General features: G+C 74.5%; 1 protein-coding gene and 1 pseudogene. Both read right to left on the bottom strand.

Translation table 11 applies throughout. The features are described 5' to 3' along the window. Positions 1-215: 215 nt before the first annotated feature. Positions 216-4,820 (bottom strand): annotated as a pseudogene (locus tag BTM25_RS30860) (amino acid adenylation domain-containing protein); the annotation flags it as partial. Beyond that, positions 4,820-16,786: a non-ribosomal peptide synthetase gene (locus BTM25_RS03885; RefSeq protein WP_103561365.1), complete on the bottom strand. Its 11,967-nt coding sequence runs from the start codon at positions 16,784-16,786 to the stop codon at positions 4,820-4,822. The gene BTM25_RS03885 and the pseudogene BTM25_RS30860, both read right to left, overlap by 1 nt. Positions 16,787-17,188 lie beyond the last annotated feature (402 nt).

The following is a 17,188-nucleotide window of genomic DNA, read 5'->3' as shown; positions in this document are numbered from 1 at the left end:
GCGAGGCACGCGTCCCGCTCGTAGGGGTGGAGTTCGCCCCGCCCGGTCGCGACGAGCCGCCGCCGCTCCTGCGCGGGGAGCACGTCCACGTCGAGCGCGCGGGTGCCGTGGCCGTCGTCGGCGGCGAGCGCGTCCACGATCCCGGCGAGGGCGGTCTCGACGTAGGTCAGCAGCGCCTCCGGCTCCACGCCCTCCTCGACCTGGACGGTCAGCGACATCTCGTCGCCGAGGTCGTCCAGCGACATGCCCATCGGGTAGTTCGTGCGGTCCACGAACTCGACCGAGCCGATCCCCTGGGCCGCCAGCGTCGGCACCGCGGCCTCCTCGGCCGGCGCGTCGAAGTGGCGGAAGTTGATGGCGGCGCTGAACAGCGGCGTGTCGCTCTCCAGGCCGCTGCACCGCTGGGCGAGGCTCAGCGAGGACTGCTCGCGGACGATCAGCTCGCGCAGCCCGGTCGCCACCTCCTCGACCAGTTCCCGGACGGTCCGGTCGGCCAGCCGCACCCGCAGCGGGAGGGTGTTGATGAAGTTGCCGAGCATCCGCTCGATCCCGGGCACCGCCGCCAGGCGGCCCGACATCACGGTGCCGAACACCACGTCGTCCCGGCCGCTCGCCGCCGCGATGACCCGGGCGCACGCCGCGTGGTACAGCCACGCCGGGCTCAGGCCGAGCCGCCCGGACTCGGCCCGCAGCCGCCGGGTGAGGTCGGCGGGCAGCGAACGGCGCGGCTTGCGGGTCCGGCGGCCGTCGCCCCGCACGTTGGCGAGGCCGAACGGCACGGTCGGCTCGGTGACGTCGCCGAGGACGTCGCGGAAGTAACTCTCGGCGTCGCCCGTGCGCAGCCCGTGCAGGGTGCGGGCGACGAAGTCCCGGTAGGCGGGCGCCGGGCCGATCAGGTCGTCCCGGCCCGCCATGTGGGCCGTCAGCTCGTCGACGATCAGGCGCAGCGACGTCGCGTCCTCGATGAGGTGGTGGAAGTTGACCACCAGGAAACGCCGTCCCGAGTCCGGGTCGGGGACCAGGCGGACCTTCAGCATCGGCGGCCGGTCCGGCGGCAGGACGGCCGGGTCGCCGAGCAGCTCACGGGCGTGCGCCTCGGCGTCCCCCGTGGGCTCGATCCGCTCGACCGGCAGCGTCGCCGACCGGTGCACCACCTGCACCGGCTCGGGCAGCCCGGCCGTGAGCACGGCCGTCCGCATCACGTCGTGGCGGTCGATGAGCGTCTGGAGCGCGTCCAGGAAGGCCGCGCACGCCGCCTCGTCGTCGGCGACGAACATCCCGGACATGACGTACGGGTCGTTCTCCGGGTCCATCAGGTGGTGGAACAGGATGCCGTCCTGCGACGGCACCAGCGGGTAGACGTCCTGGACGTTGGGCGCCCCGCCGGGGACGTGCGCCGCGATCACGTCCAGGTACTCCTGCTCCAGCGCGACCAGCGGCAGCATGGCGGGCGTCAGCAGCTCGCAGCCGTCGGGGACCAGGTTCGGCGGCACGACGGCCTCCGCGCGGCCGGCCGGGGCGCCGTCGCCCGCGTCGATCCGCGCCGCGAGCGCGGCCAGGGTGGGGATGCTGAACAGGTCCCGCACGGTGAGGCCGAGGCCCTGTTCCCGCAGCCGGGCGGCGAGGACGGTGACGAGCAGCGAATGCCCGCCGAGCGCGAAGAAGTTGTCCTCGACGCCGATCTGCCCGGCCGGGAACCCGAGCAGGTCGGCCCAGATGTCGGCGAGGGCCCGTTCGGTCGCGGTCGCCGGGGCGACGTGCTCGCGTTCCTCGCGTCCGGTGTAGGAACCGATGTCGGGGACGGGGAGCGCGGCCGTGTCGAGCTTCCCGTTGGTGGTCAGCGGCAGCCGGTCCAGGAGGACGTAGGACGCGGGCCGCATGTAGTCGGGCAGCGACCGGCGCGCGAGTTCGTCCAGCTCGGCGCGCAGGCCGGGCGCGGCGTCGCCGTCGGGCACGACGTAGGCGACGAGCTGCCGGACGCCCGGCTGGTCCTCGCGCACCACGACCGCGCACCCGCCGACGCCGGGGTGCCGACGCAGCGACGCCGAGATCTCGCCCGGCTCGATCCGGAAGCCGCGGATCTTCACCTGGTCGTCGTTGCGGCCGACGAAGTCCAGCGTGCCGTCGGCCCGGCGGCGGGCGAGGTCCCCGGTCCGGTACATCCGGGCGCCCGGACGGAACGGGTCGTCCAGGAAACGTTCGGCGGTCAGCTCCGGCCGGTTCAGGTAGCCGCGGGCCACGCCCTCGCCGCCCACGAACATCTCGCCGACGGCGCCCGGCGGCACCGGCACGCCGTGGCCGTCGAGAACGTACACGTACAAGTCGGGCAGGGGTGAGCCGATCGGGCTGGCGGAGCGCTCCGCGTCGGCCTCGGTGATGACGCGGCTGGTGACGTGCACGGTCGTCTCGGTGATCCCGTACATGTTCACCAAGGTCGTCGCGCCGTTGACGGGCCGCGCGAACCAGGGGCGCAGCGCGGCGGTGTCCAGCGCCTCGCCGCCGAACACGACCGTCCGCAGCCGGTGCGGGCGGCCGTCGTCGCCCTGCGCGGCGGTGAGCTGGGCGAACGCGCTCGGCGTCTGGTTCAGGACGGTCACGCCCTCGTCGCACAGCAGCGCGTAGAAGTCGGCGGCGCTGCGCGCGATCTCGTGCGGGACCACGACCAGCCGGCCGCCGTACAGGAGCGCGCCCCACATCTCCCACACGGTGAAGTCGAACGCGAACGAGTGGAACAGGGTCCACACGTCGTCGGGGCCGAAGCCGAACTCGTCCTCGGTGACGGTGAACAGCCGGGACACCTGCCGGTGCTCGACCACCACGCCCTTCGGACGGCCCGTGGACCCGGACGTGTAAATCACGTAGGCGGGGTCGGACGCCGAGGCCCCGGCGAGCGGTTCCGGGTTCCCGTCCGGCAGGCCCGTCCACTCCCCGGCCTCGACGTCGATCACCGTGACGCCGCCGGCGTCCAGGTCGGCGGGCACTCCGCCCGCGACCAGCAGGACCGTCGGGGCGGAGTCCGTCAGCACGTGCCGGGCGCGCTCGGGCGGCGCCGCCGGGTCCAGCGGCACGTACGCGCCGCCCGCCTTCAGCACCGCCAGCGCGCACACGGCCGGCCACTCGCCGCGCGGCAGGCACAGCGCCACGAGCGACCCGCGCTCCACGCCCCGCTCGCGCAGGGACCGGGCCAGCCGGTTCGCCCGCGCGTTCAGCTCGGCGTAGCTCAGCTCGCGGCCGTCGCACCGCACCGCCACCGCGTCGCCGCGCTCGCGCGCCACGTCCTCGAACCAGGTGTGCAGCGGCCGGGGGCGCGGCGCGGGGACGGCGGACGGCGCCGTCCACTCCCCGACGAGGCGGTCCGTCTCCTCCCGGTCCATCAGCTCCAGCCGCGAGACGCGCTCGCGCGGCCGGTCCGCGACGGCGGACAGGAGCGTGGTGAAGTGGCGCACGAAGCGCTGGATCGTCGCGCGGTCGTACAGGTCCGTGTTGTACTCCACCGCGCCCGTCAGGCCGTCGGGGGCCTCGCGCAGGTCCAGGGTGAGGTCGAACTTGGCGAGGTCGAAGTCGAAGTCGACCGGGTCGACCCGCAGGTCGCCGAGCCGCAGATCCGGTTCGGCCTGGGCCTCCTGGAGCACGAGCACGGTCTGGAAGACCGGCGAGAGGCTGAGGCTCCGCTCGACCTGGAGGGCGTCCACCACGGCCTCGAACGGCACGTCCTGGTGGTCGTAGGCGTGGAGGGCGGTCTGCTTCACCTGGGCGAGCAGGTCGGCGAACGTCGGGTCGTCCGCCAGGTCGTTGCGCATGACGAGCGTGTTGGCGAACAGGCCGATGAGCCCTTCGGTCTCGGCCCGGTTGCGGTTGGCCACCACGGTCCCGACGGCGATGTCCGTCCGCTGGGTGTAGCGGTGGAGCACGACGGAGTAGGCGGCCAGCAACGTCATGTAGAGGGTGGCGTCGTACCGTCCGCTCACCTGCCGGAGCCGTTCGAGCAGGTCGGCGGAGCACCGGAAGTGCTCCCGCGCGCCGGCGTGCCCCCGGACGGGCGGACGCGGACGGTCCGTGGGCAGGGTCAGGCCCGCCTCGGCCCCGGCGAGCCGCTCCTTCCAGTAGTCGACCTGGCGTGCCTGGACGTCGCCGGTGAGCCATTGACGCTGCCAGTGGGAGAAGTCCGCGTACTGCATCGGCAGCGGGTCCAGGGCCGCGTCCCGGCCCTCGCGCGCCGCCTCGTAGAGGACGTTCAGCTCCCGGAACAGCACGCCGATCGACCAGCCGTCCGAGGCGATGTGGTGGATCGTCAGCACCAGGACGTGCTCGGTGTCGCTCCGCCGCAGCAACAGCGCCCGGATCAGCGGGTCGCGGGCGAGGTCGAAGGGGGCCAGCGTCTCTTCGCGGCACAGCTCGGCGAGGTCGTCGGCGACGCCGAGATCCCGCTCGCGCACCGTGAAGTCGGAGCCGTCGCCGACGCACTGGAACGGGACGCCGTCGCGGTCCTCGAACCGCGTGCGCAGCGCCTCGTGCCGGTCCACCAGCCCGGTCAGCGCGCGGCGCAGCGCGTCGCGGTCGAGCTTCCCGTCCAGGCGGAGCGCGATGGGCACGTTGTACTGGGGGCTCGCGCCCTCCAACTGGGCGAGGAACCAGAGCCGCTGCTGCGCGAACGACGGCGCGATCGGCTCGTCCCGAGGCACGCGCGGGATGAAGTCCAGCGCCGACACGTCGACGCCGCGCTTGCGCAGCAGCGCGAGCACCGCGCTCTGCCGGTGCGCCGGCAGAGCCTGGAGTTTCCGGATCAGTTCGTGCCCGCTGTCCGGCTGCGGTGTGCTCATCATCGCCTCTCTGCCTGGCTGTCGCTGTCGAGGAATGCGGTGTCGAGGTCCAGATCGCCGAGTTCCGCGTCGGTCAGGCTCTCGATGAGGCTGATGCTCCGGCTGATCTCGTCCAGGTCCAGCGCGGCGTCGGGGCCGTCGCCGGACGTGCAGGACTCGACCACGGCCGCCAGCTCCGCCAGCCGGTGCGCGTCGAAGACGGTCTGGACGCGCAGTTCGGCGCCGGTCCGCTGCTTGACCATGTTGATCACGCGGGTGACCAGCAGGGAGTTGCCGCCGAGGGCGAAGAAGTCGCTCTCGGTGCTGAGCAGGCCCGGGTCGAGATGGAGCAGTTCGGACCAGATCGCCGCGATGACGTGCTCGGCGTCGGTGCCCGGCGGCGTCTCGGGGCCGTCGGGCCGCCGCATGGCCTCGGGCTCGGGGAGGGCGCGCTGGTCGAGCTTGCCGTTGCCGGTCAGGGGCAGTTCGTGCAGCACCGCGTACCCGGACGGCACCATGTACGGCGGGAGCGCCACCCGCAGGACGGAGTCCAGCTCCACCAGCAGGACCTGTTCGTCCGTCCACCGGGGCAGCGCGGTCGGGCGGGGCGGCGGCGCGGCCGAGCCGGTGCGGCGGGCGTAGACGTCGTACCGGTCCGGGACATCGTCGTCGGGCTCGCTCACGGCGTCGAATCCGTGTTCCTTCAGCAGCGCCATGACGTCGTCGTGGCGTCCTCCGACGTCGCGGAGCCCGACGACCAGCCGGTCGACCACGGGTTCCGCCGACGCGACGGCGGACCGGAGCACGTCGTACCCGACGCGTTCGGCGTCCAGCAGCAGCAGGTCGATCCGGTCGGTCCCGGCCTCGGCCGGGTCGGCGCTCTCGAGAATCTCGACGGCCAGGCCGTAGAGGGCGGCGTTGCGGCGGAGCGCGTCGCGGGCCGCCGGCTCGGGCTCGTAGGCGTACACCCTGCCGTCGGGGCAGTGCAGTCCGGCGAACAGCGCGCCGAGCCCGGAACCTGCGCCGAGGTCCACGACGCGGGCGTCCTCGGCGAGGGTGATGCCGTGCCGCAGCGGGCTCGCGTCGTCGAAGACCCTCTGCGAGCGGGTTCCGGTGCCGTCCCGTCCGAACACCGGCAGCCCGTTGGGCAGCTCGCGGAGATCCGCGAGGGCTGCGGGGTCGGTGGCGGCCAGGCGCCGCAGTTCGCGCACCGGCCGCGCGGTCCGCGCCGACGGCACCACGTAGGCGACCAGGCGGCGGTCGTCGCCGTCGCCCCGCACGACCACGCGGCTGTCCTCCACGGCCGGGTGGTCGTTGAGGCGCGCGGAGATCTCGCCGAGTTCGATGCGGTAGCCGCGGATCTTCACCTGGTCGTCGTTGCGGCCGAGGAACTCCAGCGACCCGTCGGGGAGCCTGCGCCCGAGGTCGCCGGTGCGGTACATCCGGGCGTCCGGACCGTCCCGGAACGGGTCGGGCAGGAAGCGCTCGGCCGTCAGCTCCGGCCGGTTCAGGTAGCCGCGTCCGACGGCCCCGCCCGCGATGACCAGCTCGCCCACGCCGCCGGTCGGCATCGGACGGCCGTTGCGGTCCAGCACGTACACGCCGAGGCCGGGCATCGGCGTGCCGATGGGCCGGGTCGTCAGCCGGGTCTCGGACTCCTCGACCTCGCGGTAGTTGGTGACCACCGTCGTCTCGGTGGTCCCCCACATGTTCACCAGGGTCGTGTCGGCGTTCATCGGGCGCTCGAACCACGGGCGCAGCGCGGTCGCGTCGAGCGGTTCACCGCCGAGCACGACCGTCCGCACCCGGTGGGAGCGTCCGCTCTCGTCCTGCGCCTCGATGAGCTGGCCGAACCCCGTCGGCGTCTGGCCGAGCACGGTCACGCCCTCGTCGCACAGCAGCTCGTAGAACGCGCGGGGGCTGCGCGCCACGTCCCGGGTGACGACCACGAGCAGGCCGCCGTGCAGGAGCGCGCCCCACATCTCCCAGACGGTGAAGTCGAACGCGAACGAGTGGAACAGCGTCCACACGTCGCCCCGGCGGTAGCCGAACCACTCCTGGGCGGCCAGGAAGAACCGCGTCACGTGGCGGTGCTCGATCATCACGCCCTTCGGGAGCCCGGTCGAGCCCGACGTGTAGATCACGTACGCGAGGTCCGCGGCCGACGACTCCGCCGGCGGCTCCAGGTCCCCGTCCGGCAGGTCCGCCCACTCCGCCCGGTTCTCGACGTCGACCACGGCGGTGCCGTCGCCGACCGTCAGGCCGTCCGGGACGCCGCCCGCGACGAGCACGACCTTCGGGGCGGAGTCGCGGAGCACGTGGCCCGTCCGCTCGGCGGGGGCCGACGGGTCCACCGGCACGTACGCGCCGCCCGCCTTCACGACCGCCAGCGCGCCCACCACCAGCCACTCGCCGCGCGGCAGGCACAGCGCCACGAGCGACCCGCGTCCCACGCCCCGCTCCCGGAGGCGGCGGGCCAGGCGGTTCGCCCTTGAGTTCAGTTCGGTGTAGCTCAGCTCGCGGCCGTCGCACCGGACGGCCACCGCGCCGCCGCGCTCGCGGGCCACGTCCTCGAACCAGCGGTGCAGGGGACGGTCCGCGTCTCCCGCGTCCGATGCCACAGCCGTCCAGCCGTGCTCGACCAGTTCGCGGTGGAGCATCGTCTCGGACGTCACGGACAGGCCGAGCGCGGGGAGGTCGGCGCTTTCGTCCGCGAGGGCGTCGAGCAGCGAGGCCATCGCCGTTTCGAGGCAGTCGATGACCGCGTCCGCGCTCTGCGCCCGGTGGATCTGCGCGTCGATCTCGAACGCGTCGCCGTGGTCGTCCACGGAGACGGTCACCGGGAAGTTGTTGCGCTGGATGGCCTCCGACAGCGGGGTGACGCCCACGCGGGCGAGGAGCCGGTCGACGCGCTCGTCGTCCGGGAGCTGCCGGTAGTTGAAGATGACGTTGAACAGCGGCGCCTCGGGGCCGGTCAGCGCGCTGTGGCTCTTGGCCTCGCCGAGCGGGACCTGCTCGTGCCGGACGAGCCCGTGCATCTGTTCCTCGGCGCGCGTCACCAGGTCCCGCGCGCTCAGCCCGGCCAGGTCGAAACGGATCGGCAGCGTGTTGATGAACGTGCCGATCATCCGCTCGACCCCGGCCGGTCCCCGCATCCGGCCCGACATGACGGTGCCGAACACGACGTCGTCCCGGTTCGCGCAGGCCGCGACGACCAGCGCCCAGCCGGCGTGGAACAGGACGGCGGGGCTGGTGCGCAGCTCGGCCGCCACCGCGCGGACGCGTCGGCCCAGCGCCTCCGGCAGCGGCCTGCGCACGTCGAGGACCTGCCGTCCGTCGCCGTGGACGTCCCGCAGCCCGAAGACCACGGTCGGCTCGTCGACGTCGCCGAGCATGCCGGTGAAGAACGTCGCGGGGTCGAGGTCCGCGCGCTGCCGCAGCGTGTGGGCCACGAAGTCGCGGTAGTGCGGCGGTTCCGGCAGCGTCTCGGCGCGGCCCTCGGCATGGGCGACGATCTCGCCGAACAGCAGACCGAGGGAGGACGCGTCGTGGATCACGTGGTGCAGGCTCATCGCCGCGTGCCACGTCCCGGTGTCGGGGTGCCGTCCCGCCCGCAGCCGGATCAGCGGCGCGCGGTCGAGCCGGATCGGCGGGGCTTCGGCGAGCAGTTCTTCGAGCTGGTCCGTGGCGGGACGGCCCGGCGTCAGCTCGATCTCCTCGACCGGGACTTCCACGTCGCGCAGCACCGCCTGCAACGGCCGGTCCAGGCCCGCCGAGAGGATCACGGTCCGCAGCGCGTCGTGCCGGGCGGTCACGGCCCGCAGCGCCGCGACGAACCGGTCGAGCGCGGCGCGGTCGGCGAACGCGAACAGGCCGGACGAGACGTACGGGTCGTGCCCGTCCTTGGCGTAGAGGAGGTACATCCCCTCCTGCATCGGGGCGAGCGGGTAGGCGTCCTGGACGTTCGCCGCTCCGCCCGGGACCGCGGCGGCGACCGTCGCCCGCTCCTCCTCGGTGAGGGACATCAGCGGGGCGGCGGACTCCGCGACGGGCGGCGCCTCCGGTGCCGCCGCGTCGGCGATGGCCGCGATCGACCGGGCCCGCAGGATGTCGACCGGGTCGCAGTGGACGCCCCGGTCGCGCAGCCGCACGCTCAGCCGGTGCGCGAGCAGGGAGTGGCCGCCGAGGGCGAGGAAGTCGTCGGCGGCGCCGATCTCGTCCGGCCGGTAGCCGAGCACGTCGGCGACGGCCGCGAGGACGACGTCCCGCGTCCCGCCGGGTTCCACGGCCTCGACGGTCTCGACGACTGGGGCCGGGGCGGGGGCGGGCGCTCGGTCCAGCCAGTAGCCGCCCCGCCGGAACACGGTGCCCGGCAGGGGCAGCAGCCGCCGGCCCGGCGTGTGCAGCACGTCCCAGGGGACCGGGACGCCGCGCACCCAGAGTTCGGCGAGCCGGTCCAGGTCGCGGTCGGCGGCCAGCGCCGCGAGGAACGCCTCGCCGCGCACGCCGTCGAGCATTGCCAGGAGCGGCGCGGCGGTGTCGTCGGCGGCGTCGCCGGTACGCGTCACCGGCCCGGCGAACGCGGCGACCTGCTCGTCCCCGGCCAGGTACCGCGCGAGGCCGCTCCTCAGCTCCGCGACCGAGCCCGCCACGACGGCGAGCCGCGCCGCCATCGCCTCGCGGCCCCGGTGCAGGGTCGCGGCGACGTCCACGAGGTCCACGGTGTGCTCGGCGAGGTAGTCGTCCAGTCGCCGCGCGGCCTCCCGCAACCGGTCCGTGTCGGGGGCGGACAGGACCACGAGCTGGGGCCTTGTGTCCGGCTCGGCCTCCCGCGCGATCTCCGGCGGCGCCTCGACCACCAGGCTGACGTGGCTGCCGCCCGCCGCCACGGAGTTGATCAGGGCGCGCCTGGCCGTGCCGGAACGTTCCGCCCACGGCGTCAGCCGTTCGCACAGGACCAGCGGGCCGCCGTCCAGGCCGAGGTCGGGGTTGGGCGCGCCGACCTGCGCGAGCGGGGGGAGTTCCCGGTGCCGGAACTGGAGCGCGACCTTGGTGAGCTGCGCCACGCCCGACGCCGCCTCGGGATGCCCGAGGTTGGACTTGACGCTTCCGACCGCCACCGGCTCGCCCGCGTCCGCGAACACCTCGCGCAGCGCGCTCAGCTCGATCTCGTCGGACATCGCGGTGCCGTTGGCCGACGACTCGACGTACCCGATCGTCTCCGGCGCGACGCCCGCGTTCTCCAGCGCGCGGCGCATGACCGTCTCCTGGGCCTTGCGGCTCGGCGCGAGGAAGCCGTTGCCCCGGCCGCTGTGGGCCGACGCGGTGCCCTTGATGACGGCGTGGATCGTGTCGCCGTCGCGCAGGGCGGCGTCGAGCGGCTTGAGCAGCACCGCGCCGACGGCCTCGGCGGGCAGATAGCCGTCCCCGGCGCGGAAACTGCGGCTGCCCGCGTGGGTGCCCAGCAACCGCATCTCGGCCAGGCCCCGGAACTTGTCGGGGTGCGCCGCCAGGTTCACGCCCCCGGCGACGGCCAGTTCGCTCTCACCGCGCGCGAGGTCGGCGCAGGCCAGATGGATGGCGACGGTCGAGGACGTGCACATGCTGTCGACGGCCAGGCTCGGGCCCTCCAGCCCGAAGAAGTGCGAGACCCGGTTGGCGATGAGGTTGTAGGACGCGGTGGACGTGAGCGCGGCCAGCGCGGGGTCGGCGGCGTCCGCGCGGTACAACTGGTAGGCGGCCCCGACGTAGACGCCGACCCTCCGCTCGTACTTCCGCTGAAGGACGTCCTGCGTGACGCCGCAGCTCTCCAGCAGTTCCCACACGGTCTCCAGGAACAGCCGCTGCTGCGGGTCCATCACCTCCGCCTCGCGGGGCGCGACGCCGAACAGGGCGGCGTCGAACCTGTCGATCCCGTCGAGGAAGCCGCCGAGCGACCCGGCTCCGCCGAGGCCGTCCCAGCGTCCGGCGGGCGGGCCGGTCACGCAGTCGCGGCCGTCGCGGAGGACGTCCCAGAGCGCGTCCGGGTCCGCGGCCTGCGGGTAGCGGCCGGCCATGCCGATGACGGCGACGTCCCCGGACCCGCGCACGCTCCGGGACGACCGGGCCGGCGCGGCCTCGGCGACGGCCGGTGCGGCCTCGGCGCGGACGACGGCGGGTGCGGCCGGGGCCGGGGCGGGCTCGCCCACAAGGGCGCGCAGCGCGGGCGCGTGGTCGGCGACGAGGTACCCGGCCAGATCCCGGAGCGTCGGCCACTCGAACAGCAGCGTCCGGGCCAGCGGGCCGAAGACCTCCTCCAGGGAGGTGACCGTCTCGACCGCGAGGACGGAGTCCATGCCGTACCGCTCCAGCGGGGCGTCCGGGTGGATGCGCTCCGGAGCGATCTTCAGGACCCCGGCGAGGACCCGGCGGAGATGGGCGATCGTCCGCTCCTCCAGCGCCCCGAGGTCCGCCGACGCGGACACCGGCGGCGCGGAGGCGGCAGGCGCAGTGACGGCGGGGACGGGGGCGGCAGGCGCCGGGGCGGCCGGTGCGGTGAGGCGGGACAGCGTCTCGCGGGTGCCGGAGTACACGATCGTTCCGCCTTCCGCCGTGGCGTCGGCGTCGCTCATGATCCGGTGCAGGGCGGCCAGGCCCCGCCGGGTGTCGAGGGGGACCACGCCCATGGCCCGGAGCCGGTCCGCGACCGCCGCGTCCGTTCCCATGCCGCCGTCCGCCCACAGGGGCCAGCCGATGGACACGCTCCGGCCGCTGCGCTCGCCCGCCGCGACCAGGCGTTCGCGGTGCGCGGTGTAGGCGTCGAGGAAGGCGTTGGCGGCGGCGTAGTCGGCCTGGCCCGGATTGCCGAAGACGCCGCTCGCCGAGGAGAGGCAGACCAGGAACTCCAGCGGCTCGTCGCGGCTCAGCTCGTCCAGGTGGACGAGCCCCGCGACCTTCGGGGCGAGGACGCGCTCCAGCTCGGCGGCCGACTTCGCCACGATGAGCCGGTCGTCGGTGGACCCCGCGCCGTGGACGATCCCGGTCAGCGGTCCGTGGTCGGCGCGGACACCGGCCAGCAGCCGCTCGGTCGCGGCGCGGTCGGCGACGTCCGCGCGGCGGTGCTCGACGGTCAGGCCTGCGGCGCGCAGCGCGTCGAGCGCGGCGGCCTGCTCGGCGGTGAGCGCCGACCGGCCGACGAGAACGACCGTGGCGTGCCCGACCGAGGCGGCGACGTCGGCGGCGATGATCCGCCCCAGCGCCCCGGCGCCTCCGGTGACGAGGTAGACGCCGTTCTCGCGCCACGGGGCCGCGTCCGGGCCGTCCGCGCCGAGTTCGTCGAGGACGGCGGTGTACCGGCGGCCGTCGCGGTACCGCACCTCGGGCTCGGCGTCGGCGGTCAGCCAGTCGGCCACCTGCGCGGCGGACGCGCCGTCGAGGCAGTCGAGAAGCTGGGTGCGCAGGCGCGGGTCCTCAAGTGAGGCCGTCCGCAGCAGGCCGGTGAGGCCGCGCAACCAGCCGAGCCCGTCCGGTTCCGGCCCGGTCAGTACGACTTGCAGGAGCGCAGGCCGCGGCCCCCCGTCCCGCAGCATCTCCTGGACGACCGCGAAGGTCTCCGTGACCGCCTCGGTGTACCGGTCGCCGACGGTCCCGTCGGCGAGGTCGAAGAACCGGCACGTGGTCCCCGGCGGCAGCGCGGCCCGCAGCGTCTCGCGCTCGGCGGCGGCGAGCGCGCCGAACACGACCACCGCGCGGGCGGCGAACACGCCGCTCGGCGGCAGCGACTCACCGGCGACCCAGCGGCGGCGCAGCAGCACCACCTCGCCCGACGCGTCCGCCCCGGCCGGGGCGGGTTCGCCGAGGTCGACCCAGCAGCGTTCGCGGGCGAACGGGTAGCCCGGCAGCGGGACCCGGCGCGGCGGCGGTCCGCCCGCGCGGGACGTCCGCACCGTCTCCCACGGCACCGTGGCGCCCGCCGTCCACGCCCGGAGCAGCGGGCCGGCGTCGCTTCGGCCGGACCACGCCGCGACGGCTCCGGCGAGTTCGGCCTCATCGGTGGCGACGTCCCGGTAGACCGAGCCGCGCAGCCAGTCACCCGGCGCGTCCGGCGCGTCCGCGAACCGGGTCAGCAGCGCGCGGGCCTCGGCGACCGAGTCCGCCGCGAACGCCAGCCGCTCCTCCAGGACGAGTCGGCCGGTCTGCAACGTCCAGGCCACGCCGGGAAGCTCGTCCTCGGTGAGTGCGCCGAGCCGGGCCGCCAGCCGCCGCGCCTGCTCGGCGAGCTGGGCCTCGCTCATCGCGGAGAGCACGAACAACTGCGGGCGCGGCCCGCCGGACGGCGGCGCGGGCTGCTCGTACTCCGCGAGGACGACGTGCGCGTTCGCCCCGCCCGCGCCGAAACTCGACACGCCCGCGACGCGCGGGGAACGTTCCCCGGCGGGACGCGGCCACGGCGCGAGGTCCTGCTGCACCGACAGCGGGGTCCCGTCGAGGCCGAGGCGCGGGTTCAGGGTGGCCGAGTGCAGGCTGGGGACGAGCTGCCCGTGCCGCAACTGGAGCAGCACCTTGGTGATCCCCGCGATGCCCGCGGCGCTCTCGGCGTGGCCGATGTTGGACTTGACCGAGCCGACGGCGAGGTGTTCCGGCGCGCCGTCCAGGGCCCGGAACGCCTTCGTCAGCCCGGCGATCTCGATCGGGTCGCCGAGCGAGGTCCCGGTGCCGTGCGCCTCCAGGTAGCCGACGGTCCGGGGATCGACCCCGGAGTCCTCGATCGCCGCGACGATGACCTGGCTCTGCGCGGCGGGGCTGGGCACCGAGTAGCCGGTGGTGCGTCCGCCGTGGTTGACCGCCGTCCCCTTGATGACGGCGTGGATGTGGTCGCCGTCCCGGACGGCCTGCGCCAGCGGCTTGAGCAGCACCGCTCCGACGCCCTCGCCCGGCACATAGCCGTCGCCGCCTTCGCCGAAGCTGCGGCACCGGCCGTCGCCGGCCAGGTAGTCGCGCTGTCCCAGCAGCAGGTACTTGCCGGGGTGGGAGGTCAGGTTCACGCCGCCCACGAGCGCGGCACCGATCTGGCCGCTCCGGATGGCCTCGCAGGCGAGGTGGAGGGCGGTCAGCGAGGACGAGCACATCGTGTCGACCGTCATGCTCGGCCCGGTGAACCCGTAGAAGTAGGACACGCGGTTGGCCACCGACGCCGCGCTGGCCGACAGCGCGACCGGCAGCCCCCGCTCCTGGGCCTGCGCGCCGTAGAGCTGGTAGTCCTGGTACATCACCCCGGTGAAGACGCCGACCTTGCCGCTGGTGCGGCTCAGCAGGTCACCGGTGTACCCGGCGTCCTCCAGGACGTGGTGCGCGCATTCGAGGAACAGCCGCTCGTGCGGGTCGAGGTACTCGGCCTCGCGCTGGGAGATCTGGAAGAAGACCGGGTCGAACAGGTCGATCCCGTCCAGGAACCCGCCCCAGTGGTCCTCGCCGTCGGCCCAGCGGTCGGCGCGGGTCACGCAGTCCCGGCCGGAGCGCAGGTTCTCCCAGAACGCGTCCAGGTCCGCCGCCTGTGGATAACGTCCCGCGACTCCGACGATGGCGACGTCGCCGTCCGCCGGAGCGGGGGCCTCGGCGGGGACGGCCGGCAGGGCGCGGGTGGCGAGGCCCGCCAGGTCCACCGCGACGCGGCCGGACTCGTCGAAGACGGTGACGTCCAGCAGCGGTTGCCGCGTGTCCGGGCCGTTGCCGGGGCGGTAGCGCGTCCAGGCGAACGCGCGGGCCGGGGTCGGGCCGTGCACGTCGATCCGCCCGACCGAGAACGGCAGCGCGGGCCGCCGCTCCTCGGCGTCGCCGGACGGACGCAGCCCCGCCGTCGCCTGGAGCGCCCCGTCCAGGATCGCCGGGTGCAGGACGCACCCCGGCAGCGGATCCGCGTCGGCGGGCAGGCTCAGCTCGGCGAGCACCTGGGGATGGCCGGCCGCGTCGGTGCCGGTGCGCAGCGCGGTCAGGGAACGCTGGGCGGGACCGTAGGCCAGCCCGGCGCGGGCGTGGCCGTCGTAGACCTGCGCCACCGGGATCTCCCCGGCGCACGCCTCCCGGGCCTGCGCGAGGCTCGCCGGTTCACCTCCGGCGTCCGCCGCGAGGCTCGCCCGGCCGAGGCAGCACGGGGCGCCGTCGTCGCCGGTGATCTCGAACTCCACGCGTCCGCCCGTGCCGCGCACGGTGACCCGCAGGTTCAGGCCGTCGGGACCGGACGCGGCGGGCCGCAGCCAGGCGACGTCTTCGAGCCGCACCGTGTCCCCGGGCCCCGCGCCGAGCGCGGCGGCCGTCGCGGAACGTGCCAGTTCCAGGTGGACGACTCCGGGCAGCAGCGCGGTTCCGCGCACCCGGTGGTCCCGCAGGTACCCTTCGCCGCCGTCGAACCGCGCCTCGCGCACGACTCCGTCGGCGCGGTCCGTCGCGGGCCCCAGCATCGGATGCGCGGCCGTCCGGACGTCCGGGCCGCCGAGCAGGGCGGCCACGTGGTCGGCCAGTCCGCCCACGGTCGGGTGCGCGGCGAGCGCCGCGGGCGTGAGCGCGAGGCCGTAGCGGTCGTTCAGCCACTCCACGAAGGCGGACCCGCCGGCGAGGTCGAGACCGAGTTCGGTGAACTCGCCCGTCTCGTCCAGCTCCCCGGCGGGCAGGCTCAGCAGCGCGGCCAGTTCGCCGCGCAGTTCGGCCAGGACGCCGTTCCCGGCCGGCCCGTCGCCCCGGAGCATCTCCACGTGGGCGGCCAGTTCCGCGATCGTGGTGTGCTCGAAGATGACGGTCGGCGACAGCGCCAGGGAGAGCCGGTCCTCCAGCGCAGCCACCACGCCCACGAGGTCGGCGGAGGCGAGCCCGAGCTGGTAGTAGCCGACGTGGGCGCTCACGTCGGCGGCACTCGTCCCGAGGCGCGACGCCACAAGGTCGCGCAGCAGCTCCACCAGATCCGTGCCGTCCGCGCCGGACGCGGGTCGCGGCGCGGCAGGCGCGGGTCGAGTCGCGGCACGCGCGGGCTGCTGCGCGGCAGGCGCGGGTCGCTGCGCGGCGGCGGGTGGCGTCGCGGCGGTCGCGGGTCGCTGCGCGGCAGTCGCCGCGGGTCGCGGCGCGGCGGGGGCGGGGCGCGGGGCGGCGGGGGCGGGGCGCGGGGCGGTCGTGCTCCGGGTGCGCAGCGCCGAACCGGCCCGTACCCGCTTGGCCGCGAACCGGTCGAGCCTGGCCACCTGCCGGCCCTGGGCGTCGAAGAACTCCAGCGACATCCGGATCAGCTCGTCGTCCCGCCGCACCGCCTCGGCCGGGACCCGGACGTAGCACCGGTCGCCGAGCGGAGCCGTCGCCCGGAACGACTCGAACGCGAGCGGCAGGTAGAGGCCCGCGCCGGGCTCGTCGTCACCGTCGTAGAGCATCCCGGCGGCCACGCCCGCGCCCAGCAGCCCGGCCTCGAACAGGGCCGGGTGGAAGAGGAAGCGGTCCGCGCCGGAGCGCTGGTCCTCGGCCAGGCGCACCTCGGCGACCCAGCTCCCGGGGGTGCGGTGCACCGTTCCGGTGGGCTTCATCATGCCGGAGTGGACCAGGTCGTGGTCGCGGCACCAGGCGTAGATCTGGTCCATCGGGATGTCCGTGGGGGCGTCCGCCGGAAGGTCGAGCCGTCCCGGCAGCGGCCCGGCGGGGCCGGGCTCGGCCACGGCGGTCGCGTGCAGCACCTCGGCCGAGCCGACGGCACGGCCCCGCACCTCGACCCGCACTCCGCCCGCGGGCGCGGGACGTCCCTCCAGCGTGACCGTGACGGGCGCGTCGGGCCGGACGACCAGCGGTTCCAGGATCACGAGACTGCGCAGTTCGGCCTCGGCGAGCGGGACGCCGTTGCGGGCGAGGACCTCCAGCACCAGTTCCACGTGGCCGACCCCCGGCAGGAAGGGGTCGCCGTACACGACGTGCCCTCCCACCAGCGGATTGTCAGCGGTGATCTTGAAGGTCTCGGCGAACATCCGTGGATCGGTCATCGGGTCCTTCCCGGGACGGCGTGCCGCCGCCGTCGAAATCGCTGGAGATTGCCCGTTCAACGAACACACAAAAGCGGACCCCGGGCACTCTCCGTAATGGATCAACGACCCAATAAGGCATTTCCCGAGGTCAGCCCACGTGCGAATGACGAATTAACACCATCGGCCTTCGGGCAACCTTTGGAAGTATCAATCACAGCCCTTTGCGCTTCAATGTGACATGGATCACCCGACTTCCGATTGCGATTCTAGGTTATGGTGAGGCGCGAATTCCGGGATCACAACTGGCCACGATAGAAGTGAACAACAGGAGCCTAACTTCCGTATTTATCGTGACCGATCGGCCGTGCACTCGAAGTGGAACCGATCCGAGGCGCCGTCACCACCTCTTCACCGCGCACG

Origin of the sequence: Actinomadura rubteroloni, assembly GCF_002911665.1 — a bacterium.
Classification (GTDB): domain Bacteria; phylum Actinomycetota; class Actinomycetes; order Streptosporangiales; family Streptosporangiaceae; genus Spirillospora; species Spirillospora rubteroloni.
This window is presented reverse-complemented; position numbering and strand designations above follow the sequence as displayed.

Bases quoted from the DNA above. Each gene is read 5' to 3' on its own strand.
- BTM25_RS03885 (WP_103561365.1), bottom strand. From the start codon at position 16,786: ATGACCGATCCACGGATGTTCGCCGAGACCTTCAAGATCACCGCTGAC.